At 66.4% G+C, this 25,819-nt stretch carries 25 protein-coding genes; 9 read left to right on the top strand and 16 right to left on the bottom strand.

Annotation, left to right across the window (positions count from 1 at the left end):
- Window positions 1-416 (top strand): TetR-like C-terminal domain-containing protein (locus Q8R75_RS04065; RefSeq protein ID WP_305663520.1); only part of this gene is annotated, 416 nt, incomplete at its 5' end.
- Window positions 417-435: 19 nt separating this feature from the next.
- Here Q8R75_RS04065 and Q8R75_RS04060 read toward each other — a convergent pair.
- The 5 genes from Q8R75_RS04060 to Q8R75_RS04040 all read right to left on the bottom strand — a co-directional run bounded on the left by Q8R75_RS04060 (window position 436) and on the right by Q8R75_RS04040 (window position 6,715).
- Window positions 436-1,155 carry a hypothetical protein gene (locus tag Q8R75_RS04060; RefSeq protein ID WP_305615618.1) on the bottom strand — a complete coding sequence of 240 codons (720 nt, stop codon included), beginning with the start codon at window positions 1,153-1,155 and terminating at the stop codon, window positions 436-438.
- A gap of 54 nt (window positions 1,156-1,209) precedes the next feature.
- Window positions 1,210-1,677, bottom strand: coding sequence for a BLUF domain-containing protein (locus Q8R75_RS04055; RefSeq protein WP_305615620.1), 468 nt, complete (start codon window positions 1,675-1,677; stop codon window positions 1,210-1,212).
- A 235-nt stretch (window positions 1,678-1,912) separates the two neighbouring features.
- Entirely contained in the window at window positions 1,913-4,564 is a 2,652-nt protein-coding gene (locus tag Q8R75_RS04050; protein WP_305615623.1) for an AAA family ATPase, read from the bottom strand.
- A complete protein-coding gene (locus Q8R75_RS04045) occupies window positions 4,561-5,706 on the bottom strand; it encodes a DNA repair exonuclease (RefSeq protein WP_305615629.1) in 1,146 nt (381 codons plus the stop codon). Before Q8R75_RS04045 ends, Q8R75_RS04050 begins: the two co-directional genes overlap by 4 nt.
- A 286-nt stretch (window positions 5,707-5,992) precedes the next feature.
- Complete coding sequence (locus Q8R75_RS04040) at window positions 5,993-6,715, bottom strand: class I SAM-dependent methyltransferase (protein ID WP_305615631.1); 723 nt, start codon at window positions 6,713-6,715, stop codon at window positions 5,993-5,995.
- Between the two features lie 239 nt (window positions 6,716-6,954).
- Between Q8R75_RS04040 and dksA the strand changes: the two genes are divergently transcribed.
- Window positions 6,955-7,314 (top strand): RNA polymerase-binding protein DksA, encoded by a 360-nt coding sequence (gene dksA / locus Q8R75_RS04035; RefSeq protein ID WP_223300342.1) that lies wholly within the window; start codon window positions 6,955-6,957, stop codon window positions 7,312-7,314.
- Window positions 7,315-7,617: 303 nt separating this feature from the next.
- On the opposite strand, the gene infA is transcribed toward dksA, so the two are convergent.
- Complete coding sequence (infA, locus tag Q8R75_RS04030; protein ID WP_305615633.1) at window positions 7,618-7,881, bottom strand: translation initiation factor IF-1; 264 nt, start codon at window positions 7,879-7,881, stop codon at window positions 7,618-7,620.
- A gap of 594 nt (window positions 7,882-8,475) precedes the next feature.
- On the opposite strand from infA, the gene Q8R75_RS04025 reads away from it, so the two are divergent.
- Window positions 8,476-9,207 carry a serine protease gene (locus Q8R75_RS04025; protein WP_305615635.1) on the top strand — a complete coding sequence of 244 codons (732 nt, stop codon included), beginning with the start codon at window positions 8,476-8,478 and terminating at the stop codon, window positions 9,205-9,207.
- 100 nt (window positions 9,208-9,307) lie between these two features.
- Entirely contained in the window at window positions 9,308-10,537 is a 1,230-nt protein-coding gene (locus tag Q8R75_RS04020; protein ID WP_305615636.1) for a glycoside hydrolase family 2 TIM barrel-domain containing protein, read from the top strand.
- Window positions 10,538-10,659: 122 nt separating this feature from the next.
- Here the strand turns inward: Q8R75_RS04020 and Q8R75_RS04015 are convergent, their stop codons facing one another.
- A complete protein-coding gene (locus Q8R75_RS04015; protein ID WP_305615638.1) occupies window positions 10,660-11,685 on the bottom strand; it encodes a serine/threonine protein kinase in 1,026 nt (341 codons plus the stop codon).
- Between the two features lie 87 nt (window positions 11,686-11,772).
- Between Q8R75_RS04015 and queE the strand changes: the two genes are divergently transcribed.
- From queE to Q8R75_RS04000, 3 genes are read left to right on the top strand one after another with little or no spacing between them, the layout of a single operon-like run.
- On the top strand, window positions 11,773-12,405 hold the full coding sequence (gene queE / locus Q8R75_RS04010; RefSeq protein WP_305615640.1) for a 7-carboxy-7-deazaguanine synthase: 633 nt from the start codon (window positions 11,773-11,775) through the stop codon (window positions 12,403-12,405).
- 50 nt (window positions 12,406-12,455) lie between these two features.
- Window positions 12,456-12,866: a 6-carboxytetrahydropterin synthase gene (locus tag Q8R75_RS04005; protein WP_305663519.1), complete on the top strand. Its 411-nt coding sequence runs from the start codon at window positions 12,456-12,458 to the stop codon at window positions 12,864-12,866.
- The gene (locus Q8R75_RS04000; protein WP_305615644.1) at window positions 12,863-14,914 is read left to right on the top strand and encodes a transglycosylase domain-containing protein; all 2,052 of its coding nucleotides are present in this window, start codon (window positions 12,863-12,865) and stop codon (window positions 14,912-14,914) included. Before Q8R75_RS04005 ends, Q8R75_RS04000 begins: the two co-directional genes overlap by 4 nt.
- Here the strand turns inward: Q8R75_RS04000 and Q8R75_RS03995 are convergent, their stop codons facing one another.
- Window positions 14,915-16,054: an SAM-dependent methyltransferase gene (locus tag Q8R75_RS03995; protein WP_305615729.1), complete on the bottom strand. Its 1,140-nt coding sequence runs from the start codon at window positions 16,052-16,054 to the stop codon at window positions 14,915-14,917. It lies immediately after the preceding gene.
- An 83-nt stretch (window positions 16,055-16,137) separates the two neighbouring features.
- Here Q8R75_RS03995 and Q8R75_RS03990 point away from each other — a divergent pair, with 83 nt between their 5' ends.
- Together Q8R75_RS03990 and Q8R75_RS03985 are read left to right on the top strand one after the other, a co-directional pair.
- Window positions 16,138-16,878, top strand: coding sequence for a pteridine reductase (locus Q8R75_RS03990; RefSeq protein ID WP_305615646.1), 741 nt, complete (start codon window positions 16,138-16,140; stop codon window positions 16,876-16,878).
- A gap of 100 nt (window positions 16,879-16,978) precedes the next feature.
- Window positions 16,979-17,869 carry an adenylate/guanylate cyclase domain-containing protein gene (locus tag Q8R75_RS03985; RefSeq protein ID WP_305615648.1) on the top strand — a complete coding sequence of 297 codons (891 nt, stop codon included), beginning with the start codon at window positions 16,979-16,981 and terminating at the stop codon, window positions 17,867-17,869.
- A 21-nt stretch (window positions 17,870-17,890) separates the two neighbouring features.
- Here the strand turns inward: Q8R75_RS03985 and Q8R75_RS03980 are convergent, their stop codons facing one another.
- The 8 genes from Q8R75_RS03980 to Q8R75_RS03945 form a co-directional block, all read right to left on the bottom strand.
- Window positions 17,891-20,266 (bottom strand): serine/threonine-protein kinase, encoded by a 2,376-nt coding sequence (locus Q8R75_RS03980; protein WP_305615650.1) that lies wholly within the window; start codon window positions 20,264-20,266, stop codon window positions 17,891-17,893.
- A gap of 42 nt (window positions 20,267-20,308) precedes the next feature.
- The gene (locus tag Q8R75_RS03975) at window positions 20,309-21,106 is read right to left on the bottom strand and encodes a hypothetical protein (RefSeq protein WP_336623613.1); all 798 of its coding nucleotides are present in this window, start codon (window positions 21,104-21,106) and stop codon (window positions 20,309-20,311) included.
- Between the two features lie 116 nt (window positions 21,107-21,222).
- Window positions 21,223-21,909, bottom strand: a complete 687-nt coding sequence (locus Q8R75_RS03970) for a hypothetical protein (RefSeq protein ID WP_305615654.1) — start codon at window positions 21,907-21,909, stop codon at window positions 21,223-21,225.
- 141 nt (window positions 21,910-22,050) lie between these two features.
- On the bottom strand, window positions 22,051-22,377 hold the full coding sequence (locus Q8R75_RS03965; RefSeq protein ID WP_305615656.1) for a PsiF family protein: 327 nt from the start codon (window positions 22,375-22,377) through the stop codon (window positions 22,051-22,053).
- 103 nt (window positions 22,378-22,480) lie between these two features.
- Window positions 22,481-23,416, bottom strand: a complete 936-nt coding sequence (hprK, locus tag Q8R75_RS03960; RefSeq protein WP_305615658.1) for an HPr(Ser) kinase/phosphatase — start codon at window positions 23,414-23,416, stop codon at window positions 22,481-22,483.
- Complete coding sequence (ptsN, locus tag Q8R75_RS03955; protein ID WP_305615731.1) at window positions 23,385-23,873, bottom strand: PTS IIA-like nitrogen regulatory protein PtsN; 489 nt, start codon at window positions 23,871-23,873, stop codon at window positions 23,385-23,387. Before ptsN ends, hprK begins: the two co-directional genes overlap by 32 nt.
- Before the next feature lie 121 nt (window positions 23,874-23,994).
- Entirely contained in the window at window positions 23,995-24,315 is a 321-nt protein-coding gene (gene raiA / locus Q8R75_RS03950; protein ID WP_305615660.1) for a ribosome-associated translation inhibitor RaiA, read from the bottom strand.
- 63 nt (window positions 24,316-24,378) lie between these two features.
- Complete coding sequence (locus Q8R75_RS03945) at window positions 24,379-25,815, bottom strand: RNA polymerase factor sigma-54 (RefSeq protein WP_305615662.1); 1,437 nt, start codon at window positions 25,813-25,815, stop codon at window positions 24,379-24,381.
- Between the last annotated feature and the right edge of the window lie 4 nt (window positions 25,816-25,819).

Below are 25,819 nucleotides of genomic sequence, written 5' to 3'. Positions count from 1 at the left end.
GCTTCGCCGCCCACCTCGACGCGCGGGGGCAGTTCGACGATCCCAGGGACGACCTCGGCGCGCTCGGCAGGCGCTACCTCGATTACGCGCACCGCCACCCGCTGGAATACCGGTTGATGTTCAGCACGCCGTGGCCGGCATCTGCCGCACACCCCGATCTGGTGCGCGACGCCGCACACGCCTTCGACATCCTGCGCCGGGTGCTGCGACGCGTGCATGGCGACGCGCCACAACAGCAGGCGCTGGTCGATCTCGATGCGCTGTACATCTGGTCGGCGATGCATGGGCTGGCCGGGGTGATGACCGGCAATTGCATCGGCCAGCTCGACCTCGCGCCCGGCGTGCTGGATCAGGCAACGCTGCATGTGATGTCACGGATCGGCAGCGGGCTGGCGGCACCTGAGGCCGCACCCTGAGGCCGCGTCTGCAGCGGGATCAGCGCAGCAGCCGACGCTGCCCGACGCAGTCCCGGGTGTAGCCCTCGATCATCCGGTTGTGCGCTTCGACGCGCTGGTCGTACTCCACGTGGCGCGTTTCGACCGCATCGACACGTGCGCGAAGCGCAGCGACCGTCGCGTTGTACTGCGAAATCGCCTGCCGGAGCGCCTCCTGACCGCGGTTATGCGCGGCAATCGATTCGTTGTGGCGTTTCACCTCGGCATTGAAGGCATCCACCGAGTGCTTGCGCGCAGCGGCCTCCTTTCCATTGGCGGGTGGCGCCGTCAACGCCGCCTTGAGGGCCGCGTGGCGCTCGTCGATCAGTGCGGCATGGCGGCTCACGCGCCCGGCCTCGCCAACGGAGACCGCTTCGAGGGCGTCGACGGCCTCGCGCTGCCGTGCGAGCGCGTCGATGTCGGGTTTGAGAGAGGCGGATTGCTCGGTCTGACCGCCGGCATGGGCGGCAAGTACCTTGCGCTCGGCTTCGATGATGCGGCGCCAGCCGACACACTGATTCAGCTTTGCCGGATCCAGCGTATCCGGTACCTCGGGCAATGAATCGGGTGAAGATTCGTAGCGCAACACGCTGCGGATCTCCGGCAACCGGATCGGCTCGGCCATGACATCGGCCGGAGCGAGCCCCTGCGTCCGCGCTGGCACGCTGAACAACAGGCCCGACCACACCACGATGAAAAGGGGGCGCGACAGGCAATTCATGGCGCCAAGGCGACTACCTGAAAGATGACCGGTGCTTGAATCGTGGAAGCTTGCTCACTGCGCGTCCAGCTCACCGGCATCGATATGTTCCAGCAGGATACCCAGAGCCTCGATGTTCTTCGGGTCATCGGCGTCTTCGAGCGCGTCGAGCAGTACTTCGCGAATATCGGTGCTTTCGACGAATTCCATGTCCCACTCGGGAAACAGCCGCTCGCGCACTTCTTCGTTCGCGCTCAGCTCGACCACGGTGTCGTGCCGGGGATCGGACTTCAATGTCGCCATCAGCGCGGTCACGCTGTCACGCGGGCCTTCAAGCCACTGGAAGAACACGCCGCTGCCGAACACCAGCAGGCCGGTGATGCCGACCGCGGGATTGCGCCGCCGCGATGACGCAATGATGCGTTCGACATCCGCTGCATCGACGCCGGGTGCGGAGCGACTGCAGTAGACAACGTTGTAGAGCCGCGGCTGCAGCGGGTCCAGCATCGGCTCATCGCCACGCGTGGGGTGGACAGCGCTCATGGGATGGTTCTTTCCGGTAATGGCCAGGCAGGCGAAAATCGCACCGCACAAAATCGAAGCATAAGCTGCCGCCGGGATCAGATGCAAAAAAGCGAACGTCCATCATCCGATTTACTGGCAGATGGCGCCCGGACAACACGTTCGGACGCTCGTCCCTGAACCGTCGGCAGATCCCCGCAAGTGCAGCCGGCGACGATTGCAGCGCGTCATCCTCGCCGCCCGCAGGCCACTCCGGTCACGCCGCTTTCAGTGCTTCGAGCGACCGGGCAGCCACGCCCATGTCACGCCAGCTCTCGGGGTGGCAGGAGAACAGCAGGATCTGGTGCCGGGTGGCGGCGTCGAACAACACGCGTTTCATGCGGGCCAGCCGTTCATCGTCGCTGTGTACCAGCGCATCGTCGAGAATGATCAGCGTCGGACGACCGGCTTCGCGCAGCAGGTCCGCGTAGGCAAGCCGGCTGATGACGCCCATCTGTTCGCGCGCGCCGAAGCTGAATTCCTCGAACCGGCCGCTTTCCGCACCGGTGGTGCCGGTGCGCGTCATCGCACCGGGAACCAGCTGGTCGTCGATGTCGAGGTTCGCGTATGGAAACAGCAGCTGCAGATAGCGATCGAGGTGCTTCTGCAGCGGCGCCTGCAGGCGACGGGTCAGTGCGCTGCGATGACTTTTCAGCAATGTCAGCAAATGGTCGAGCGCGCTGGCGCGGCGGCGCAGTTCGGTGGTGCGACGCACTGCCCGCGCATGGTCACGCGCTCGTTCGGCGCGCCGCTCGTCCAGCCCCTGTGCGCCGGCTGTCTGCAGTTCCACCTCCAGCCGGGTCAGTTCATCGCGGCGCAGGCTCGAAGCCCGCTCCAGCTGGTCGGCGCTGCCGCCGAACCGTCTGATGTCCTGCTCAAGGATGTCCGGGCGCGCGTCACGGCACTGGGCGGTCAGCGCTTCGATGTCGGCATTGGCGGCCACCTGCCCGGCAAGCGCTTCGTTCAGCGCGCGCTGCGCGGCGGCCAGTCGTGCGGCGCGCTCGGGCGCGTCGAGGATGGCCTGCGCACCGCACAGTTCGCGCCGTGCGGCATCGACCGCGCTCTGCGCGTTGGCGGCGGCGATGTCGGCGGCCGCCAGCTGTTTCGCCGCATCGGCCGCCGAGGCGCGCGCGGCCTCTTCCTGCGACTCGGCCTCGTTGATCGACGGCAGGGCCAAATCGTCGTCGGGTTCCCCGGCCAGCCGCGCCAGCGACTGCGCAGCTTCGGTCAGTCGGCCTTCGAGCATTGCCAATTCGCCGCGCAACGCGTCCACACCCTGCGGCGCGCGCGCCTTGAGCGCGGCCTCGGCAGTCTGTGCATCCGATTGATGTTGAAAACATAAGTGCAGACGTGCTTCGGCCGCATCGAGCGACTCGACGCCGAGGCGGGCCAGCAGCGCTGCGTGACGGTCGAGCAACGCGGCTTCCTGGCGGCCCAGATCGGCCAGATCGGCGCCGCCTGGCGTGATGTCGAGCCGGCCCAGGCCGGGCAGCGTCACCGCGGTCGCGTCGGTCAGCAGGCGCTCGCCATCACCGGTCAGGCTTTCTTCACCGATCCGGATGACCCGGCCATCGTCGAGCGTGAAATGCAGGCGGGTCGCGGCAGCCTCCTGCCGCAGGCGCAGCGCGCGGATGTCCTGCTGCTGGGCGCGCAGGGTGGCCAGGTCGGCGCTGCGCAGTTCGGTGGCCGCCATCTGCTGACGCGCGCTGCGCAGGCGGCCGGCTTCGGTCTCGGCCTGCAACAGGGAAGTCCGGGCGGCGTCGCGCCGGCGCGACAGTTCGTCGAGCTGGCGTGACAACGTGAGCCGGGTGTCGCGCTGGCGGGCGCGGTTGAGCGTATGTCGGGCGCCGTCATGGCGCGTCGCCGCCTCGGTACTGCGCCGCTGCCACGGCTGCACTGTGGCCTGTACCTCGGTCAGCCTGCCTTCTGCGGCAATCAGTGCCGTACGGCGCTGTTCGACTTCACGTTGCTCCAAGCCGTAGCGTTCGAGCTGGCTGTGCAGCAGCACCAGCGTATCGCCGATGCGACGTGCGCGCTGCTTTGCTTCGCCCAGTCGCGCACCCAGCGCCTGTGCCTCGTCGAACTTGCGGCGCGCCGCCTGTTCCTGAGCGCGCAGCGCAAGCCAGGGCTTTTGCGCGTCGTCGGCCTCGTGTTCGCGGCGCAGCGTGGCGAGCCGGTCCACCTTGTTGCGGTAGGCGGCGATATCGGCGTCCAGCGCGGCAATCTCTGCGGCAAGGTCGGCTTCGGTTTCGATCGCCTCCTTGTACGAACCGCGCGGCGTGGCGTTGGCTGGCGTCAGCAGTTCATTGCGCAGCGCCTCGACCTGGTCGGTCACCGCGTCGCCGCCGCTGCTGGCCACTTCGCCCAGTGAGGCGTTCAGCGCGGTACGCAGGTGATCGGTGGCATGCGCAACCGGCTCGCGGATGTCGTGCGCCGTGCCCTGCTGTATCCACAACAGGCCGGGGATGCCCCAGTGTTCAGCCGCGCTGGCGCCGCGACCGGCGTGGCGGAAACCGAGCAGTTCGGCCAGCCGGTCTTCGGCGTCGGCACCGTCGAACTGCTGTGTGCCGCTGGTCAGCGTGCAGCGCTTGCGCACCAGGAAGCTCTTGCCGAGGCGGTAGACAACGCCGCCGGTTTCGAACTCGAGTTCGACCGTAGGCGAGGCGGATGCGTCGCCCCACGGACGCAGGTCATCGACGCTGCCCGAACGGTGACGCTCGAAGAAGGCGGCGCGGATGGCTGCGACCACCGTGCTCTTGCCGGCTTCATTCGGGCCGGTGAACAGGTTGAGGCCGGGGTTGAGTTCGCCGATCTGCAACGGCTGGCGGAACTGCCGAAACTGTTCGATTCGGATGCGCGTGAGCTTCACGAGGTGTTCCCGCTGGCGGCGCGCCGGTCACGCAGCAGGCCGGCGAGCAGCACCAGCGCATCGCGCGCCGCTTCGGCTGTGCCGGCGCGGTCGCCATCGCTGTCGCCCTGCAGCGCGCGCAGTTCGGCGATCACGTCGCCGAGATAGCCGTCGGCGGCCAGCGCGTCGATGTCGTCTTCGGTCGGTGCAATACGCAGCGCAGACAGATCGACCGTCAAGCTGCGCACCCGCCCCTGCGTCTGCGCGAGGGCATCGCGCAGACGGGCGTGACCGGCCAGATCGGTCTCGCCGTCGAGCGTGATCTGCACGACATCCGCATGACCGAAAGTGGCCAGCCGCGCGAGCAGCACGTCGATGTCGCTGGCCACCTGCAGCGTCGCACTCTCGTCGAACCAGCGGTACTGCCCGGTCACCACCGGCGTCACGACCGGTTCGGCACCGGGCGAAGCAAGCTCGACGATCAGCGCCCGGCCGGAATCATTGGCGCGGAAGCGGTCGGTTTCCGGCGTGCCGCTGTACCAGGTGCGTGCATCGATCTGCCGGCAGCCGTGCCAGTCGCCGAGAGCGAGATAGTCGAGTCGCGCCTCGGCGGCACGTCCGGCGGCGATCGGATTGGACGAATCGATGCCGTCGGCAAGAATGCCCTGCACGCTACCGTGCGCCAGCCCGATACGATGAAATCCTGCCGGGGTGTCAATGGCAGCAAAGGCCGAAGTCAGGTCGCTGTGCGTGATGCGCTGGGTCAGCGGTGCGGCCAGCACGGCCACGCGCAGGGCGTCGAACTGCACGGCGCCCGGTGCGAGGCAGACGGAGACATTGGGCGGGATGGCACCCAGACGCGCGGCACGCGTCCATACCGATTCGCTCAGCGCAGCGTCATGGTTGCCCGGAATCATCACCCAGGGGCCGGCGTAGCCACACAGGCAGTTGAACAGCCGGTGGATCGTCCGCTCGGCGACTCCCTGCGCATCGAACACATCGCCCGCCACCAGCACCATGTGCACGCCCTGCACGCTGGCGAGCTGCGCCAGCCGCTCGACGGCCGCGAAGCGCGCCTCAGCGAGCAATGCAGCGTCATCAGGCTCGAACTGGCCGTACAGCTTGCCGATCTGCCAGTCGGCGGTGTGAAGAAGTTTCAGCAAGGTGCGAGGTCTGAAGCGATGGTGAGCAGACTATACAGAACGGGTGAGCAGGACGCGGCAGCGTAGTCGTGGGAATTGTTGTGGGAGCGGCGGCCCCGCCGCGATACGCACTCTGCACAACGATGGTCACGGCACTATCGCGGCGAGGGCGGCGCGGGGGTTTCGGCGAGCCCTGCTCGCCGCCCGCAGAGCCGGCTGGCCATGCAGGGCCAGCCGTGGATCGCCACTCCCACAAGACGCCGCTCCCGCAAAGACCGCTCCTGCGGGCGCTCTGCCCACAGCCATTTCAACCCGGCCTGCGGAATACGACAACATGCTGCCAGGGCAGATGGTCGATCGTGCGCTCCCACTTCAGCCTGTGCACCGCAGCCTCGCGCCGCACGCGCGCCTCGCTCATCTTGTGCAGCGGCTTGATCGGAATGTCGGGATCCTCTTCCTTGAATTCGACGAACACGACCTGCCCGCCCGGCTTCGTGGCACGCACGATGCTGGCCAGCATTTCGAACGGAAAGGACAGCTCGTGATAGACGTCGAGCATGACCGCCATGTCGACCACCGCCGCTGGCAGCTGTGCGTCGTACTCCCGGCAGCGCACGGCCTCGATGTTGTCGAAGCCGTTCTCGCGCGCCAGCCGCTCGATCCTGCGCACCATCATGCCCTGCACGTCGACTGCGATGATTTTCCCGTGCGGCTTCACGGCGGGCGACATCAGCCGCGACAGATAGCCGGTGCCGGCGCCGATGTCGGCAATCACCATGCCGGAACGCAGGTCGAGCGTCTCGACAAGCAGGTCGGTGCGTTCCTCCTCCAGCCTCTCCGGTCGCTCGAGCCAGTCGGCGGCCCGCCAGCCCATCACGTCGGAGATTTCGCGCCCCATGTAGAACTTGCCGGTACGGTCGAAATCCAGCGGCGGCGCGATCAGGTAGCCGGGCGCACGCGGCGCGCGGGGGCGGTAGTCGGGGCGCTGCGGCGCAGCGTCGGAGCGCGCACAGGACAGGTATCGGGACATGGCAGCGAACATACCATCGTGCGCCGGATACGTAGCGCACAAGCTTCGCCTTTGGCGTGTATCGTGACGGTCGCCCTGTGCGCTTCGCCGCGGCGCTGCCGGATCCGGCGTGCCGCACCTTTCATGCTGACCCCACAACGAGGAGGCAGACCATGTCGATTGCCCCCACCCTTCCTCTCTCCCCGGATGAGTTGTCCGAAGCAGAGGCGGCTCTGCTGGCTGCGCCCGACAGCGAATACATGTCGGCCGGCCAACTCGACTTCTTCCGGCAGCGGCTGCGCGCCGAGCGTGACGCGCTGCTGCAGTCGGCGCACGACACGACGCAGCACCTGCACGAGTTCGAGCGCACGCCCGATCCGTCGGACCGTGCGTCGCTGGAAGAGGACCATTCACTGGAACTGCGCGTACGCGACCGCGAACGCAAGCATCTGCACACGATCGACGAGGCGCTCGTACGCATTGACGACGGTACCTACGGCTGGTGCGAATTCACCGGCGACCCGATAGGCATCGCCCGTCTGCTCGCCCGCCCGACCGCGACGCTGTCGCTGGAGGCGCAGGAACTGCACGAACGAAAACGCAAAATGCGCGGCCGCTGAACCTTCAGCCGCTACCGTGCAATTTACCCCGAGAAGAGGGAATCACACTGCCGGCGCTGCGGAGCGCACGGCTGAGCAAGGGCGTTTCGATGTGGAGCAGCCGTGTCGTAACGGCGTCCTGTGGGAGCGGCGGCCTCGCCGCCATCGTGCGGCGATGGCCGTAGTGCGACGTGAGTGTCGAGGCGAGGCCGCCGCTCCCACAAAACCCAAACGACTCGCCGCACGCGAAGCGGGCTGACCATGCCGGGCCACCCCGGGCCCAGCCTGCCGGCAGCCGGGCCGCGACAGACGGTCAGCGGCTGATCAATGCACCCGGCGGCGCGGTGCGGGGGCGGGGCCGCCCCGACCTTCGATTTCGCGGAACGTGATGCGGCCCTTGCTGAAGTCGTAGGGCGACAGTTCAAGCGACACCTTGTCGCCGGCCAGGATGCGGATGTGGTGCTTGCGCATCTTGCCCGAGGTGTAGGCGATGATCTGGTGACCGTTTTCCAGCGTCACGCGGAAGCGCGAATCCGGCAGCACTTCGGTCACGACGCCATTCATGTCTATCAGTTCTTCTTTGGCCATGGGTACATCTCCAGGTTGAATAGGGTGCGGGCACGCGGACCGCTCGCCGGGGCCGGGGTCTGCCGGATCGATGGCGCGCTGATCAGCGGTGGTCTGCAGGCACGCTTGCCCGACAGACAGGTTGGGGCGGATCGTCCGCGCTTTTCCGCGTCGAAAGGATGCGGGGCCTGCGCGGTGACCGGCGGGTAAGCTCTGCGGACTGAAGCCCGGGGCAATCCCGGAGCGCTGGTGTCCTGGGACGTCCCTGCCGCGACCGCCGAAGCAGCTCGCGGCCCTTGCGGGGACGCCGGTTCCAGAGGGTGAAAATCCGGTGGGAACGGAATGCAGATACAACGGGCGATGTCCTGGACGCGCGACATTCGCCGCCGGCCAATTTACACCGCCCTGTACTATGCCCTGAATCAATGCCTTCTGCAGCGCTTTCTTGCGCGTCGCGGGCACGCCACGGCCGCAATGAGGGGCACAATGATGATTCATGGCGGCGCGAGATCAATGACGATCCCGCGCCGCCCCCAAGGTTTCCCGCGCTTTTCCGCATCCTGCCCGCGCCCTGCCACCTGCCGGCGCCCGGCACACTGACTGGTCCCTGCCTTGATGATAGAACCCATACTGCTGACCGCCGCACGCGTATGCACGCTCGAAGGTTCGCGCGTGCTGACCAACGCGAGCGGCTTTTTCTTCGAGCGCGACAAACGCCTTTTCCTGGTCACCAGCCGCCACGTGGTGGTCGATGAACCGAGCAAGCACTTTCCGGACAGCCTCGAGATCGAACTGCACACCGACTCGGCCAACCTGGCCGAATCCACCGGCTTTTCGATTCCGCTGTATCGCGGCGGCAAGAGCATCTGGCGTCAGGGGCAGGACACGGCGGGCGAAATCGACGTGGCGGTAATCGAGATCGAACGCGCGGCGCTGCCGGCCAAAACCGTATATCGCGCCTTCACGCCGGCCCATCTGGAGGTCGATGCACGACAGATCGAGGTGGGCAGCCTGCTGCTGGTGGTCGGTTTCCCGCTCGGCTTTCACGACACGCTGCACCACATGCCGGTGGTGCGCCACGCAGTCATCGCGTCGTCCTTCGGTCTGCGCTTTCAGGGCGAAGGCTATTTTCTGACCGATGCACGCACCCACCGCGGCACCAGCGGCGCACCGGTGGTGATGCGCGCACCGACGGGCAGCGTCGCCAAGGGCGATCTGCCCTGGCAGTTGCTCGGCGTGCATTCCGCCCGGCTCGATGTCGGCACGCGCGACCGCAAGCTCGACGAGGCGCTCGGTCTGAATTGCGCCTGGTATGCAGACATCCTGATGACGCTGACCGAAGCCTGAGCGCACCGCCCGGGAACGCGGCACGCCGCAAGGTCTCTCACCGGTTATCCGCCGCATGTCGTGGCGGGCCCACCAGGACTTTCCTGTGCCCGGCACGATCTTGAACTCGCTCCTCCGCATTGCCCGCTGCCTGCTGTTGCCGCTCGTGATGTGTGCAGTCGCACCGGCAGCGGCGACAGCAGTTGCCTGGCAGGGCGCCGCGTTCGAAGGCGACCAAGCGCAGCTGGAAAAGCTCGCTCTGGCCGGCGCGAAGGTGGTGCGGGTGTATCGCGAATCCGACGTGTGGGTGCTGGACGCCGCACACCGACTCGGCATGAAGGTGGTCATGGGACTGTGGCTCGGCCATCCGCGCCACGGCTTCCGGCTCGATGACCCGGCGGCGGTGCGCGCTCAGGAAGCGGCGGTGCGCCGCTTCGTCATGAAGCATCGAGCCCACCCGGCACTGCTGGCCTGGGGCGTCGGCAACGAGGTGGAAACCGGGGTCGCTGATCCGAAGCCGGTCTGGCAGGAGGTGAACCGGCTGGCCGCCATCGTGAAATCGCTCGATTCCGACCACCCGACGTTGATGGTGGTCGCGGACAACAGCGACGACTGGCTCGCTCCGCTGGCCAGCTGTTGCGCCGCAGTCGATCTGCTCGGGCTGAACCTGTATGGCGGCTCGGTGTTCCAGCTGCCGGAACGGCTGCGCCGGCTGGGCATCACCAAGTCGGTCGTGGTGACCGAACTGGGGCCGCTCGGCCAATGGCAGGCGGGGCGCAAGCCCTGGGGCGCGCCAGTCGAACTCACCAGCAGCCAGAAGGCCGATTTCTTTCGCGAGGCGCTGGCATTTCTGGCCGCCCAGCCCCAGGTGGCGGGCGTCTTTCCTTTCCTTTGGGGGGCGAAGCAGGAACAGACCGGCACCTGGCACGGCCTGCTGCTGGCCGACGGCAGCCCGACCGCAATGACCGACGCGCTGTCCGCCGCCTGGGGCCGACCGGCGATGCAGGCTGCACCGTTGATCCGGGGCATCGGCATCGCGGCCGACGAGTTCGCGCCCGGGCAGACGATGTCGGCCGGTGTGGACGCCGCATCCTTCGATGGCTCGCCGCTGGCCACGGTGTGGGAGGTGCGCGCCGAAGCAACCGACCTGCGCGCCGGCGGCGATCACGAAGCCGTGCCGCCGCGCATTGACGTGGTGGTGCAGCAGGCCGATGCGCAGGGCGTGCACTTCGCCGCTCCTGCTGCACCGGGCGCCTACCGGCTGTTCATCACCGTGCGCGACCGGCTGGGCAAGGCTGCGACCGCGAATCTGCCGTTCCGGGTACGCCGGGCGAACGGCGTACAGGAGTAGCGTTTTTGGGCGCTCGGCTTGTGGAGCCGGGTCTGTGGGAGCGGCATCGTGTGGGAGCGGCGGCCTCGCCGCGATCGGTGCCGCGGCCATCTTTGTGCAGAGTGCGTATCGCCGCAGTGTCGCTAGCGCATGCCCCGTTCGAGCCACAGCGCGGGTTCTTCCATCGCGGCGACCTGCTCGCGCAATTCGAGGATGCGCGCTTCCCAGTAGCGCGGCGTGTCGAACCACGGAAAGGCGGTCGGGAAGGCCGGGTCCTGCCAGCGGCGCGCGATCCAGCCGCTGTGGTGGATCAGCCGCAGCGTACGCAGCGCCTCGATCAGCTGCAGTTCGCGCGGATCGAACTCGCAGAATTCCTCGTATCCGGCCAGCACCTTGCCGAGCTGTTCGGCGCGATCCGCCCGCTCGCCGGACAACAGCATCCACAGGTCCTGGACGGCCGGCGCCATGCGGCTGTCGTCGAAATCGACGAAGTGCGGCCCCTGCCCCTCGACCCACAGCATGTTGCCGACGTGGCAATCGCCGTGCGTACGGATGCGCCGGATGGCGCCGCCGCGGTCGAACGCGGCCCGCACGCCGTCGAGCGCCTGCGCGGTGATGCCGCGATAGACGCCTTCCAGCTCCGGCGGCACGAAGTGGTGCTCAAGCACGAAGGCGGCCGGTTCTTCGCCAAAGCTGGCGATGTCGAGCGACGGCCGGTGCACATACGGCTGCACCGCGCCGAGCGCATGGATTCGGCCCATGAAGCGGCCGATCCATTCCAGCGTGTCGGCGCGGTCGAATTCGGGCGCCCGCCCGCCGCGGCGCGGAAACACCGCAAAGCGATAGCCGGCGTGCGTCATCAGCGTGCTGCCGCACGGCAGTTCGAGCGGTGCAACAACCGGAATCTCGCGCGCCGCCAACTCAAGGCAGAAAGCGTGTTCTTCCAGAATGGCGGCGTCGCTCCAGCGCGCCGGGCGGTAGAACTTGGCGATCATCGGCGCGCCGTCATCAACGCCGACCTGATAGACACGGTTTTCGAAACTGTTCAGGGCCAGCAGCCGGCCGTCGACCGCATAACCGGCGGCTTCCAGTGCGTCGAGGACGGCTTCGGGGGTGAGCCCCGAGTAAGGTTGTGGTTCGGGCAGCAGCTCGGTATCTGATTCGTTCATCGTGTCTCGTTGAATAAGGGGCCCGACCTTGAATTCAGGGTCGGCAACCCCTACCCTAGCGCGTTTCCCGCCGCAACAGCGCTCGCCGTGACGTATCAGGTTAAGGAAATCTTCTACACGCTGCAGGGCGAGGGACTGAATGCCGGCCGCGCCGCGGTGTTCTGCCGCTTTGCCGGCTGCAATCTGTGGAGTGGCCGCGAAGCGGACCGCGCCAGCGCGCAGTGCCGCTTCTGCGACACCGATTTCGTCGGCACCGACGGCACGCTGGGCGGCCGTCATGAGCAGGCCGACACGCTGGCCGACGCGATCGCCGGATGCTGGGCCGGCGCCGGCGGCCCGCGTCTGGTCGTGCTGACCGGGGGCGAGCCGCTGCTGCAGCTCGACGCCGCACTGATCGACGCCCTGCACGCGCGCGACTTCGAAATCGCGGTCGAAACCAATGGCACGCTGGCCGCACCCGATGGCATCGACTGGATCTGCGTCAGCCCGAAAGCGGGCAACGACGTGGTGCAGCGCCAGGGACACGAACTGAAGGTGGTCGTGCCGCAGCCCGGGCTGGACCTGGCGGCGATGGAAAGCTGGGATTTCCGGCACTTGCTGGTGCAGCCGATGGACAATGCGGCAGCAGCCGACAACCGCCGCTGGGCGATCGACTGGTGCATGCGCCATCCGCGCTGGCGGCTCAGTCACCAGACGCACAAGGCGCTGGGCATCCGCTGATCGCCGCCGCCGCTGCGGGCTTCCCGCGCGTGGCCTCCCGCGGCGTTCCCATGCACGCGTTTTCTCACAATCCTGCTTTCCTTCACCTGACAAAGATGGTCGTCGAACTCAGTCAGCGCTTCTACTTCGAAGCCGCCCACACCCTGCGCCGCAAGGTCGATACCGACAGCAGCCTGCGCATTCACGGCCACACCTATCACGCCGAAGTGATGCTGCGCGGCGAGCCCGACCCGGTAAGCGGCATGCTGGTCGATCTTGCGCTGCTGCGCGCCGCGCTGGCCAGCGTGCGCGACGCGCTCGACCACCGCTTTCTGGATGAAGTCGACGGCCTCGGCCCGGCCACGCTGGAAAATCTGTGCCAGTTCATCTGGCGCGCGCTGGCACCGCAACTGCCGCAACTGGCGCGCGTCACCGTGGAACGTCAGGTCTCGGGCGACAAGTGCGCGCTGTGCGCGGCTTGAGCAAGCCGACGTCGGTCCGCGATGCGGTGCGGTGCGTGCTGTGTGCCGTCAGCCTGCTGGCCGGCACGGCTGCGCACGCACTGGCACCCGACTTCGACACCGTGCGCAATGCCTGGCGCTCGTCGGAAGCGCGCCTGCTCGACCGTCACGGCGAGCCGCTGGCCGAAGTGCGGGTCGACTTCGACGAACGGCGGCTCGACTGGGTCAGTGCCCGTGCGCTGTCGCAACCCCTGGTGCGCGCGCTGCTGGTGGCCGAGGACAAGCGTTTTCTGCAGCATGACGGCGTGGACTGGCAGGCGCTGGCCGGGGCCACCTGGGACAACCTGTGGCGCGCGCTCGAAGGCCGCCGGCCGCGCGGTGCCTCGACCCTGACCATGCAGTTGGCCGGCCTGATCGATCCGGCGCTGCGCCTGCAGGGCACGCGCCGCAGCGTGGGCCAGAAGTGGGATCAGGCGGCCGCGGCACGCCAGATCGAACGGCGCTGGAACAAGGCACAGATTCTCGAAGCGTATTTCAACCTGGCACCGTTCCGCAGCGAACTGCGCGGCATCGGCGCCGCCTCGCGCGGCCTGTTCGGCAAGGATCCGGACGCGGTCGATGCAGTCGAGGCGGTGCTGCTGGCCGCGCTGCTGCGCGGCCCGAACGCTTCGGCCGACAAGGTGGCGACGCGTGCCTGCGCGGTGGCCAGGCGACTTGATCCGGCGCCGGACTGCCGCGACATCCGGACGCGCGCAGACGGCGTGCTGTCACAGCGCTACCACATCGAGCCTCGCTGGCAGGACGCCACCGCGCTGGCTCGGCGGCTGCTGCGCGAACCCGGCGAACAACGCCCGACCACGCTGGACGCCCGGCTGCAGCGGCGCGCCTTGCAGGCGCTGGGCGGTACGCGCGGCGATACCTCCGTGGTGGTGCTCGACAACCTCACCGGCGAAGTGCGCGTATGGGGCGGCGGACCGGACAACGCCGACAGCGTGCTGCAGCGTCAGCCGGCCGGCAGCGCATTGCAGCCCTTCATGTATGGCATGGCGATCGAGCAGCGCTGGCTGACAGCCGCTTCGGTGCTCGACGACAGCCCGGCCTTCGTCGCGCTGCCCCTGCCGCCCGGCGTGCCCGATGGCGAGCCGCGCGGCGCCGTCAGCGTGCGCGGCGCACTGGCACTCGCCGCCGACATTCCTGCGCTGCGCGTACGCGCGCTGGTCGGTGACGACGCACTGGTCGCCACTTTGCAGGCGCACGGCCTGGCGGCCGTGTCCAACGGCGGCGCGCGCGCCAGCCTGATCGAGCTGGCGAACGCTTACCGCACCTTTGCCAGCGCCGGGCTGTGGAGCGCGTGGCGACTCGAACCGGCAACTGCGGGCGACGCGCTCCCGGGATCACCGGCGCAACGCCTGTGGTCGCCGGCCGCAGCCTGGATCGTCGGCGACCTGCTGATGGCGCGCCCGACCGACGGCGAATCCGCCCCACGGCCCTGGGCAGCTCTGATGAATGGCCGTTCCGCTGACCATTCGGTCTGGTGGTCAGTCGGATTCACGCGCCACTACACGGTGGCACTGCGCGCACCGCGCCCGGTCGCTGCCACCTGGCTGGCGCTGATCGACGCACTGGACGGACCGGGGTTCGAGCCGGCGTCAGAGCGCCCTGGTGCGCCACCAGGCGTAGAGCGGGTACGCGTGCAATTCGAGCCGGCGATCGAAGCGTCCCGCGACGAGTATTTCCTGCCCGGCACCCAGCAGGCCTTCGTCGACGCAACGGTGCGCGATATATCCGGCCGGCCGCGCATCGTGCTGCCAGTCAGCGGCGTGAAGCTGGTCCGCGCTGCGCTGCCGGCCAGCCGCCAGACCGTGCTGTTCGAGGCGCGCCCGCCGCTGCCCGGGCTGGTCTGGCTGATCAATGGCGAGCGCCTGCCGGCAGTCGAAGGTCGGGCGCTATGGAGCCCACGTCCCGGCCGGCATCGGCTGGCGCTGCTCGACGCTGCCGGCCTGCAGGTCGAATCGATGGAATTCGAGGTGCGGCTGGACGATTCCGCCGCACTGCCCGCACTCCCCTGATCAGAGGGTATGGCTGCGGTCGCCGCGCGCGAAGCCGGTCAGCGATGCGGCAATGCCGCGCGTCATGCAGATCACCTTGAACAGCTCGCCCATTTCGGCCGGCGAGGTGAGCTGGTTCACTTCCGCATTGCGCTTCGCGCGAGCCAGCGGTTCCGGTTCATCCGACAACAGCGCAGGCAAACCGCAGTTCAGAAGGAAGCTCGCTTGCGAGGTATAGCCGGCGAGCGACAGGCCGGCGTCGAATGCGCTCTGCGCCACCGCTGTGAAGTCGACGTGGGCCGTGATGTCGCACAGGCCGGGCATCCAAAAGGGCTCGGCGTGCGCATGGTGGCGGTAGTGGCACATCAGCGTGCCGGTGCTGCGGTCGGGGTGGTAGTACTCGGCTTGCGGAAAGCCGTAGTCGATCAGCAGCAGTGCGCCGCGATCGATGCGCCGCGCCCATTCGGCGACCCAGGCGCAGCCGGCCAGACCCAGTTCGGTCTGGTAGCCCGGCGGCAGGCCGAGCGCGCGGGCTGCGTCGGCCAGCGCTGGCGGGGCGACGCGCCAGTCCGGAACGATCTGCCCGTCGGCATCGAGCGTCAGACCGGCTTCTTCGATGCGCTGCGCCGTGGCGCGGATGCGCTCGACCGGCAGGGCATCGAGCAGTTCATTGCCGAACACCACGCCACTGAAGCGCTCGGGCAGCGCATCCAGCCATTCGACGCGTCCGGCCAGTGACGGCACTTCGCGCTCGATCAGCGCACGCTGGCGCGCGCGCAGATCGGCCGACAGTTCGAGGATGCGGTAACTTTCGGGGGCGCGGCCGATGCGCTCGAGTTCGCGCAGCAGATCGACCGCGAGCCGGCCGCTGCCGGCGCCCGCTTCCAGCAGGTGAGGCGCCGACAGATGCATCAGTTCGGCAAGCTGGGTCGCCAGACAGCGCCCGAACAGCGGTGAAAGCTCGGGCGCGGTGACGAAATCGCCGCCGCTGCCGAACTTTTGCAGCGCACCGCTGTAATAGCCGAGGCCGGGCGCGTACAGCGCGAGTGCCATGTAGCGGCTGAACGGCATCCAGCCGCCGCCGGCGATTTCGGACCGGATCAGCGCCTGCAGACGGGCGCTGTGGTCGAGGGCATCGGCGTCGGGAGGGGGCAGATGCAGAGGCAGGGACATATGGGCGAAGGTTTGGGCGGGCTGCGCATGATGCGGCAACTGACGGGCGCGGCACAATCGGGCAGGGCGACATGAACCACGAACGGGTAGTCTTGATCACCGGCGCGGCGCGACGGGTCGGCGCGCAAATCGCGCGTACCTTGCACGGCGCCGGCTGGCGGGTGGTGATCCACCATCACCGCTCGACCGGCGAGGCGCATGCGCTGGTCGAATCGCTGAATGCGCTGCGCCCCGGCAGCGCCGCCGGGCTGGCGGCCGATCTGCTCGACACCGACGGCCTGCCGCCGCTGGTGACGGCGGCCACTGCGCTGTGGGGCCGGCTCGATGCGCTGGTGAACAATGCGTCGAGCTTCTTTCCGACGCCGCTCGGCAGCGTGACCGCGCAGGACTGGGACAGCCTGGTCGGCAGCAACTTCAAGGCGCCGTTGTTCCTCGCCCAGGCGGCTGCGCCGGAACTGCGGGCGCGCGGCGGCTGCATCGTCAATATCGCGGACATCCACGCCGAACGTCCGCTCGCCGGCTACGCGCTGTACAGCGCGTCGAAGGGTGCGCTGGCCACGCTGACGCGGGCGCTGGCGATCGAACTTGCGCCGCAGGTCAGGGTGAATGGCGTGGCGCCGGGGCCGATACAGTGGCCGGACGACCCTCTTTTCGATGCCGTCGAACGTGCGCGCATCGTCGAACACACCCTGCTCAAACGCGAAGGCTGCCCACAGGACATCGCGCGTACGGTACGCTTCCTGATCGAAGACGCGCCCTACATCACCGGTCAGATCATCGCGGTGGACGGTGGGCGCAGCGCGCATCTGTGACGCATGCGGCAGCCATCTGGATGATTGCCGACCAAAAACCGGACAGATCCGGCGTGCGTTTGTAAAATACGGTGACAGTCGTTCGCCATTCCGGCCACCCATGAGCTCCCAACAAAAATCTCTTTGCGTGCTGTTCGCCGACGTGTCGGGCAGCACCCGGCTGTACGAAAAGCTCGGGGATGCCGAAGCCCTGCGTGCGGTCGAGCGTTGCCTCAATCGCATCCGGCGGGTGATCGACGGCCATGGCGGAAAGGTCATCAAGACCATCGGTGACGAGGTCATGACGACTTTCCCGAGTGCCGACGAAGGCATTCAGGCCGCCTGCGAAATGCAGCACCGCATCACGGACCTGCCGCCGGTGTCGGGCGTCAAGCTGGCCATCCGCGTCGGCTTCCACTACGGGCCGGCAATCGAGGAAAACGACGACGTGTTCGGCGACACGGTCAACACGGCGGCCCGCATGGCCGGTCTGGCGCAGGCCGGCCAGGTGATCACCACGGCCGAAACCCTGTCTTCGCTGACCCTTTCGCTCGCCCCGGCAGTGCGCGAGATCGACGCGCTGACCGTGAAGGGCAAGGCCGAAGACGTGCGGGTGTGCGAAGTGCTGTGGCAGGAAGGCGCCGACCTCACGATGAAGGCGTCAAGCACCGCGCCGCTGTACGTGATGGCACGCCTGTTCGTCAAGTATCGAGAAATGGAGTGCACGCTGGACCCGACGCACGGCCCGCTCACGCTCGGTCGGGACATGGGCAACGAGGTCGTCATCAAGGACCAGCGCGCCTCGCGCAACCACGCCCGCATCGAGCGCAGGCGAGACAAGTTCGTGCTGATCGACCAGAGTACCAACGGCACCTTCCTGCGCATTGAGGGCGAAAACGAAGTCATCCTGAAGCGCGAGGAAATGATCCTGCGCGGTCACGGCACCATTGGCTTCGGCCACAGCGCGATGGAACAGGGCATCGACCTGATGCAGTTCGAGGTACTGGGCTGACCGGCATGCGGCCGGAAGCCGTCAGATACTGATCCGCTTCAGCAGGTCGGGATTGCGCACCACGGCTTCGCGCCGGGCCGGTGCAGCGTCCATCAGCGCAGCTGGCGGCAGCGTTTCCAGCCGCGCAAGCACCGACGGCTCGCGACACGCCGCCTCGAATTCCAGCGCCACCGCCTCCGGACTGCTCGACACGATGCGCAGGCAGTTGCGGCCGAGCTTGCGCGAGAGCGGCAGCAGGATGCCGGCCTGTACGTTCTGGCTGGTTTCGGCCAGTCCGCCCGACATGTCGGCGTTCAGCGCGGCACCTGCCGCATCCATGCGCAGCACTTCGGTGCCGAGTACTGCCCGCATGGAGGCGATTTCGCGCAGCAGCGCCTGCGCGGTGTCCTGACCGGGCAGTCCGGCGATATCCAGCCTGACCTTACGGCCGGCGAAGTGGAAGTGACTCAGGAAGAAATCGCGGCTGAACTGCTCGCCGACCCGCTTTCCGATGTCGGCCAGCGCCTTTTCTTCCGAGGCCCAGCTGGCACCTTCCGGAATCTCGGTATTCAGATAAACCTCTTCACCCGTCTTGCGGTCTGTGCAGCGGACGGTCCAGGAGGTCAGCACCACTTTTTCTATCGTCAGTCCGGACGCCGCCAGCGTGGCACTCAGTCGCTTGAAGCGCACTTCGCCGTCGATGCTGAAATCGGCCACCTGCGGGCTGCCGGCGTCGTCGTTCCAGGTGCGGAAGCCGAAACCCTGAACATGCTGCTTCAACATGTTTTCGGCCAGCGGCGAACGCTGAGCCGGCGCAGACGGGTCACCGTCGGCCCAGCGCGATGACACGGCGACTGAAACTTTAGGGTCGCCGTTGTTGCGGATGAAATCGACCCGCTCGTCTTCCGACATCTGGTTCAGCGACTTCTGCACCTGACGCACGCGCACTGCTGCACGCACGGCACCCGCCATCAGACCGTCCTTGCCCAGCTCGGGCGGCGCTTCTTCCAGCACCGCCTGGATGAAATCCCCGCTGCGACCCAGCAGCTTGTCCTGCAGCAGTGCGTAATGGCTGTTGACCGACTTCGGATCGACGAACAGCGCGACCGCCTTTTCGAGTATCTGGCGGCGTGCATCGTCACGCAGCGCGCCCGCCAGTGCCGCCTGGTCATTGGCGAAGCGTGGGTCGCTCGGGTCAGCCAGTCCGATTGCGCTGATCACGGTGATGCCGGGGTCGAGCGCACGCTCCGGTGCGGAGGGCGAAGCAGGCGCAGCGGCCACTGCGGCCGGCGCGCCTGCTTCGATGGCGGCAGTCGGTGTTTGTGGATCGGTTGTTGGTTGCAGCGCGAACCAGACGCCTGCGCTCGCGGCGACCAGCGCAACGACCGCCATCACGAGCGGCAGCGGTCCGCGGCGCGCCACCGTATTGACGGGTTGGACGCGTGACGGCGACGCGACGGCCGGCGCCTGGTCGATTGGCGTTGGCGTTGGCGTTGGCGTTGGCGTTGGCGTTGAAAGCGTTGCATCCGCCTGCGTCACCAGCGTGCCTTCATCGTCGCCCGACAGGTTGACCACGGTGGAGTCATCGTCGGCCGAGGCGACCAGCGCTGAATCGAGCGCCGCATGGAAGGCCGCGGCATCCTGAAAGCGGTCATCCGGACGTTTGGCGAGCGCCTTGCGCACCACAGCGTCCAGCCGGGCATTGACGTGCACGTTGAGCACCGAAGGCCAGGTCGGATCTTCCTTCAGCACCTTGTGCATGATGGTGGTCAGCGCGCCGGTGAAGGGCTTTTCGCCGGTCAGCAGCTGATACAGCACGACACCCGCTGAAAACAGGTCGCTTCGTCCATCGACCGTCTGCCCCATGAATTGCTCGGGCGACATGTAGGACGGCGTGCCGATGACGGTACCGGTCTGGGTCAGATTCGACGATTCGATCCGCGCGACGCCGAAGTCGGCCACCTTCACCGTGTTGTCGGCCAGCAGGATGATGTTTGCCGGCTTGATGTCGCGATGGGTGACACCGTGGCGGTGGGCGTGCCCCAGCGCGTCGAGCAACTGCCCCATCAGACGGCCTACCATTGGCAGGGGGATGCGCTCGTCGGCTTCGAACAGATCCTTCAGTTCGCGGCCCTGCACGAATTCCATCGCGATGAAGGCCGTACCGTCGACTGCTTCGCCGTACTCGTAGATGGCGACGACGTTCGGGTGGTTGAGCCGTCCGGCCGCCTGCGCCTCGCGCTTGAAGCGTGCGATCACCTCGTCGGCCTCGCTGCGTTCCAGCTGCTCGCGCTTGAGCGTCTTGATGGCAACCCGGCGGTCGATGACCGGGTCGCGCCCTTCATAGACGATGCCCATCGCACCCTGACCGAGCTCGCGCAGGATGTCGTACTTGCCCAGTCTGGCTGGAAGGCTCACGGCTTGTGCTCCGGCAGCAGGTTGCTTACCTTTACGTCGCGTCTACTTGTATTTCGAGTCGATTTCCCAGACTGATTTCTGCACCAGCCGCTGCACCATGCCGTCCAGCGTGATGCCACCTTCCTGGCTGCTCGACACACCAAGGATGGACGTGCCCTTGGCGCCGACTTCCATCTTCTCTTCGGTGTAGCCCTGCGCAAGCTGTTCGGTGGTGTTCGCGTCGATGATCTTGTAGCGCATGCCGATGATCCACACGCCCGCGGCGGCGGCGGTCTCGACCGATCCGACCGCTTCGCCTGCGGCGTAGCTGCCGCGGCTGCCACCGAGTATGCCAATGATGTTGCCGATCGCCCGGCCACTGATGCCTTCCTTCGCGGCAGCGACCTGCTCTGCTTTCAGGATGTCGAACTTCACGACGTACTTGGTCGTCTTGAACTTGCCCTTCTGCAGCATCTTGCGTGCCGAATCGGGGTCGCCCATCGAGTAGGCCAGCTGGAACTCACCCAGCAGCGGGCCGAGATCGGACCGTTCCAGCACCTTGAAATTGGCTTGCGACAGTTCGAGTTCGCCGAAGTCGGCAATATTGTTGGAGGCGAACTTCTGCGTGAAGGTGGCGTTGTTGCTCTTGATCTCGCCCGGCACGACGATGACGGCCGGCCCCTTCTTGTTCTTGTTGCTGTACTCGACAGCCTTGTACATCGCCTTGTCGGCGCTCTCGTTGGCCCTGTCCGAGGTACTGGTGCCGGCTGTCGGCGAGGCGCTCTCAAAGGTCGGTTGCGCGACCGCCGGCGCCCCGATGCATGCCAGTGCGACTGCAATTGCCACCCTGTGGCGCAACATCCGTTGGTTGATAGTCATGACATCCCTTTCATTTGGTCATCCCGATGGATTGCATGCCGGTTCTGTGCCGACTGGAGGTGCTCGGGCCTGTCGGCCGTTGCCCCGGTGAGAACTACCTACTTGCGCTTCTTGCTGCCGGTCGATGCCGAATGCGCGCAGTAGCCGCTCAGCAGCGTGCTCACAACGCCATCAGCCTTTTCTTCCACCAGCGTGCCTGCCATGACCAGCGTGTCGCTGCCTGAGTATGACTCGGCCGATGCCTGGGCATCGGACAGCAGAGTGCCGTCAGGCTTCATGAGCGCGAAGGCAATCGTCACGTGGACCTCCGGAATGCGGACCACCGGATTCAGCATCGAGCGCGAGGCGATCGTGCCGCGCAGAATAAGCTGGGCACCCATCTTCTTCGAGGCCGCCAGCGCGGCGTCGGGATCGTTGCGGAAGTAGGCGTCCACTTCTGCCTGGGCGATATGGGCCGTGATTTCCTGCTGGGAATAGGTGCGGATGCCCTGTCTCAGCAGGCGCTTGTTGATCGAATTGAAATGCGGGCTGTAGCGGGCCTGGCTGGCGGTGATGCCTTCGCCGGTGCGCTCGCCCATGACGATCAGAATCTTCTTTCGCTTGAGCTCGTCGAGACAGCTCGCGGGGAGCGACAGCGCGGTGTGCGAGGCGGCGCTGCGTTCTTGTTCAGCCCGCGCGTCCTTCTCCGCTTCTTCGGAAAAACTGAATGCCGCTGCCATCGACGCGGCTGCGAGGAACGTCACGCCACACAGCAGCCGTATGCCCTTATTGCGATAGCGCAGCACGACGTACCCCGACAGTCGAACACCGCCGGACTATAGCAAAAGGAAATCGCGTCGCCGCGCCCCGTGCCGCACGATTCACGGCCGGTTGTTGCATAAGCCACATCCGCCGGTGCCGAGCTTGCGACACCGGCAACACGGAAGTCAGGCCTTTACGCATTCCGCAATGAAGGACTTCCGTTCTTCGCCTTTGAGCGCCTTGTCCGTGGCTTCGGAGCGGCACTGCTTCTTGCGATCCTTCAGCGCGCTGGCCTCGTCTGCTGTCAGCGTCGGTTTAGCGGCAGAACCCGACGACAGGCAGCCGCTCATGAAACTGCGGCGTTCGTCGCCCTTGAGGGCCTTTTCCTTCGCTTCGGCGTTGCAGGCTTTCATCTTCTCCTGCTGCGGCCCCGCGACGGCGGCGTTCGACGAGACGAGCAGGAAAGCGGCTGACAGAACGGTCAGCGCCGAGGGAAAGCGGTATGCGGACATGATGTACCTCCTCACGACAACAATGAATGAAAATGCGAATCGACTGACGGTTGTCAGTCGATTCGCATGATATTCGCATGTCATCAAACAGGGAAGCTCGGTTTCAGCCGTCGTCGCCTCCGAGCGCGCGGCGCTGACGCTCGACGAATTCGAGCGTCGAGTCGATGCCGCGGAAACGCAGGATCGTGACGCGCACGGCCGCCTCGACCAGCACCGCCAGATTGCGTCCGGCCGCCACCGGTATGACGACCTTGCGTATCTTCACGCCGAGGATGTCCATCACCTCGTTGTCGAGCGGCATGCGCGTGGCTTCAGGCAGACCGGTCACCTGCTTCTGCAGGTGCACGACCAACTGCAGTTTCATCTTGCGCCGACAGGCGGTTTCGCCGAATACGGTGCGGATGTTCAGCACACCCAGACCGCGGACTTCGAGAAAGTCCTTCAGCAGTTCGGGGCAGCGCCCCTCGAGCACGGTCGGTGCGATGCGCGATATTTCCACGCAGTCATCGGCAACCAGTCCGTGACCGCGCGAAATCAGTTCGAGCGCGAGTTCGCTCTTGCCGACGCCCGAATCACCTGTGATCAGCACACCCATGCCGAGCACATCCATCGATACGCCGTGCAATGTGGTCTGGTCGGCCAGTTCGCGCGCGAGATAGGCGCGCACCTGGTCGATGACCGATGCCGCGCTGCGTTGCGTGGTAATCAGCGGAATGCCGTGCTCCGCACAGCCGGCGCGTATCGTTGCAGGCGGCTGTGCGCCGTCGGCGACGATGAAGGCGGGCGGATGGGCTTCAAGCAGCGCACCGACGATGTCTTCGACCTTGCGCGGGCTGACGTTCTCGACCCACAGGATTTCCGGCACGCCGATGACCTGGATGCGCCGGGTGTGAATGGTATTGAGGTGGCCCACCAGATCGGCGGGCGACAAGCCGATCTGGTCGGCAACGATCAGCGTGTTGCCGTCGCCGCACTGCCACTGCAGGCGGAGACGGTCGCGATTGTCCTCAAACAGCCGCGCGACGCTGAGCTTCCGCATGCACCGGTTGCCAGGTGGTGAAAAGAGTGTGTATGGCGGCGGCGTCGGCTGCTTGAAGCAGCTGTTCGCGGAACGCCTTGTCTGCAAACATTTGTGCCAGCTCTGACAATATCTGCAGATGCAGTTCAGTCGCCTGCTCGGGCACCAGCAACACGAACAGAAGATTGACCGGTCGGCCATCCGGCGCATCGAAAGCGACCGGCGTATCGAGACGGACAAACCCGCCGATGGCTTCCTTCAGACCCTTGATGCGGCCGTGCGGGATTGCAACGCCCTGACCGAGACCGGTGGAGCCGAGCTTTTCCCGTGCAAACAGGCTGTCGAACACCTGGCTGCGGGCGATACCCTGATGATTCTCGAACAGCAGGCCGGCCTGTTCGAACACACGTTTCTTGCTGCTCGCCTCAAGGCCGATACAGACATTCGAAACGGGCAACAGTTTGGCGATGAGCGTCATGTCAGGGGTTACTCCGAACACGCGGCGGGCGCGATCACCGGGTGACCGGAAACCGCGCCGTGAAGTTGATTGCACTGCAACAAGACGTTGGATTATACGCTCGTGACAGAGGGCAATCGTGTCATTCTGCCGCTTGATGCTTGACCGACTCGCGCGTGTGTTCGTTCGATTTTTCCTTGTGCTTGAGCACTTGGCGATCAAGTTTGTCCATCAGGTTGTCGAGCGTGGCGTACATGTCTTCACTTTCCGATTCGACAAAGATGTCGCGCCCCCGCACGTGCAGCGTGACTTCCGCCTTCTGTCGCAGCTTTTCGACCGTCAGGATCACGGAAACGCTTGTTACGTGGTCGAAATGGCGGATCACGCGTTCGAGCTTTGACTCGATGTAGTCGCGGATCGGCTGCGTCACTTCAAGATGATGGCCGGTGATGGTGAGGTTCATGCTGCCTCCTGTCGTTGCGGGACGAAATATGCGTGACGATCCGGGCGTTCTTCGTTGAACGCGCTAGATCGCCTTGCGCACGCTGACCGGCGGGATGTTGAGCGATTCACGGTATTTGGCGATTGTGCGCCGCGCAACCACGATGCCCTGCTGACCCAGTATTTCCGCGATGCGCGAGTCCGATAACGGACGCTTGGCATCTTCGGCACCCACCAACTGGCGGATGAGTGCGCGGATTGCGGTGGCTGAGCAGGCCCCGCCGCTTTCGGTAGCCACATGGCTGCCGAAGAAGTATTTCAGTTCGAACAGGCCGCGCGTCGTCGCCATGTACTTCTGCGACGTCACACGCGAAATGGTCGATTCATGCAGTTCGAGTGTCTCTGCAATCTCGCGCAGCGTCAGCGGCCGCATCGCGACCTCGCCGAATTCGAAGAACTGGCGCTGGCGTTCGACGATGGCCTGCGATACGCGCAGGATGGTGTCGAAGCGCTGCTGGACATTCTTGATCAGCCACTTGGCCTCCTGCAGCTGGCCGGACAGGCCGCTGCCACGCTGGCCCTGCAGGATTTCCGCATACAACCGGTTGATGCGCAAACGCGGCATGGCATCCGGATTGAGCAGGGCCGTCCATTGGCCGCGCACCTTGCGCACCACCACATCGGGCACGATGTAGCGCGCATCGATCGGCGCAAACTGTGCGCCCGGTCGCGGATTGAGCGAGCGGATCAGGTTCTGCGCAGCGCGCAGCAGCTCTTCGTCGCAGCCCACTGCGCGACGGATCTTGGCGAAGTCACGTGCGGCCAGCAGATCGATGTGCTGGTCGATGATGACGCGTGCGAGCGTCGATACTTCGTCGGTGGGCAGGAAGTTGAGCTGCATCAGCAGGCATTCGCGCGGGTCGCGCGCTGCCACGCCGGGCGGGTCGAAGTTCTGCAGCTGGCGCAGCGCGATCGACAGGTCGTCGAGGTCGATATCGGCCTCTTCCGGCAGCAGCTCGACCAGTTCATCCAGGCCCTGGTTCAGGTAGCCGTCGTCGTCGAGCGCTTCGATAAGCAGACGGATCAGATAGCGGTCGCGCTCGCTCATCTGCGACAGGGCAAGCTGGCCGCACAGGTGATCCCTCAGGGAGGTACCGGCCGCCTGCACGTCCTGGTAGTCGCCATCGTCATCGTCGCCGCCGCTGCGCGTACCGTAATTACCGCCTTCGCCCGACCATTCATCCATGTCGGCGCTGCCCGTGCCCTCGGGGGCACGCTCATCCGCGCTGGCCTGGGTGCTTTCCTGCGGCGCATCGCGCACCTCGGTCACGCTCTCGGGCGGTGGCTGAAAGCTGGCGGTGGCATCCGGCTCATCGCGCTCGAGCATCGGATTCTCGTCGAGGAAACGTTCGATTTCCTGATTGAATTCGATGGTCGACAGCTGCAGCAGCCGTATCGACTGTTGCAGCTGCGGTGTCAGCGCAAGATGCTGGGAAAGTTTGAGTTGCAGCGACTGCTTCATGGTG

The sequence above is a fragment of the Methyloversatilis sp. genome, assembly GCF_030696805.1.
In the GTDB taxonomy this organism is placed as follows: Bacteria; Pseudomonadota; Gammaproteobacteria; order Burkholderiales; family Rhodocyclaceae; genus Methyloversatilis.
Note: the sequence above shows the minus strand (reverse complement) of the source record. Positions and strands in the feature narration are given on the sequence as shown.

Bases quoted from the DNA above. Each gene is read 5' to 3' on its own strand.
- Q8R75_RS03945 (WP_305615662.1), bottom strand. From the start codon at position 25,815: ATGAAGCAGTCGCTGCAACTCAAACTTTCCCAGCATCTTGCGCTGACA.
- Q8R75_RS04040 (WP_305615631.1), bottom strand. From the start codon at position 6,715: ATGTCCCGATACCTGTCCTGTGCGCGCTCCGACGCTGCGCCGCAGCGC.
- Q8R75_RS03990 (WP_305615646.1), top strand. From the start codon at position 16,138: ATGAACCACGAACGGGTAGTCTTGATCACCGGCGCGGCGCGACGGGTC.
- Q8R75_RS04015 (WP_305615638.1), bottom strand. From the start codon at position 11,685: ATGAACGAATCAGATACCGAGCTGCTGCCCGAACCACAACCTTACTCG.
- infA (WP_305615633.1), bottom strand. From the start codon at position 7,881: ATGGCCAAAGAAGAACTGATAGACATGAATGGCGTCGTGACCGAAGTG.
- Q8R75_RS04060 (WP_305615618.1), bottom strand. From the start codon at position 1,155: ATGAATTGCCTGTCGCGCCCCCTTTTCATCGTGGTGTGGTCGGGCCTG.
- dksA (WP_223300342.1), top strand. From the start codon at position 6,955: ATGTCGGCCGGCCAACTCGACTTCTTCCGGCAGCGGCTGCGCGCCGAG.
- Q8R75_RS03985 (WP_305615648.1), top strand. From the start codon at position 16,979: ATGAGCTCCCAACAAAAATCTCTTTGCGTGCTGTTCGCCGACGTGTCG.
- Q8R75_RS04055 (WP_305615620.1), bottom strand. From the start codon at position 1,677: ATGAGCGCTGTCCACCCCACGCGTGGCGATGAGCCGATGCTGGACCCG.
- hprK (WP_305615658.1), bottom strand. From the start codon at position 23,416: ATGCGGAAGCTCAGCGTCGCGCGGCTGTTTGAGGACAATCGCGACCGT.
- raiA (WP_305615660.1), bottom strand. From the start codon at position 24,315: ATGAACCTCACCATCACCGGCCATCATCTTGAAGTGACGCAGCCGATC.
- ptsN (WP_305615731.1), bottom strand. From the start codon at position 23,873: ATGACGCTCATCGCCAAACTGTTGCCCGTTTCGAATGTCTGTATCGGC.
- Q8R75_RS04025 (WP_305615635.1), top strand. From the start codon at position 8,476: ATGATAGAACCCATACTGCTGACCGCCGCACGCGTATGCACGCTCGAA.
- Q8R75_RS03975 (WP_336623613.1), bottom strand. From the start codon at position 21,106: ATGTTGCGCCACAGGGTGGCAATTGCAGTCGCACTGGCATGCATCGGG.
- Q8R75_RS03965 (WP_305615656.1), bottom strand. From the start codon at position 22,377: ATGTCCGCATACCGCTTTCCCTCGGCGCTGACCGTTCTGTCAGCCGCT.
- Q8R75_RS04005 (WP_305663519.1), top strand. From the start codon at position 12,456: ATGCACGCGTTTTCTCACAATCCTGCTTTCCTTCACCTGACAAAGATG.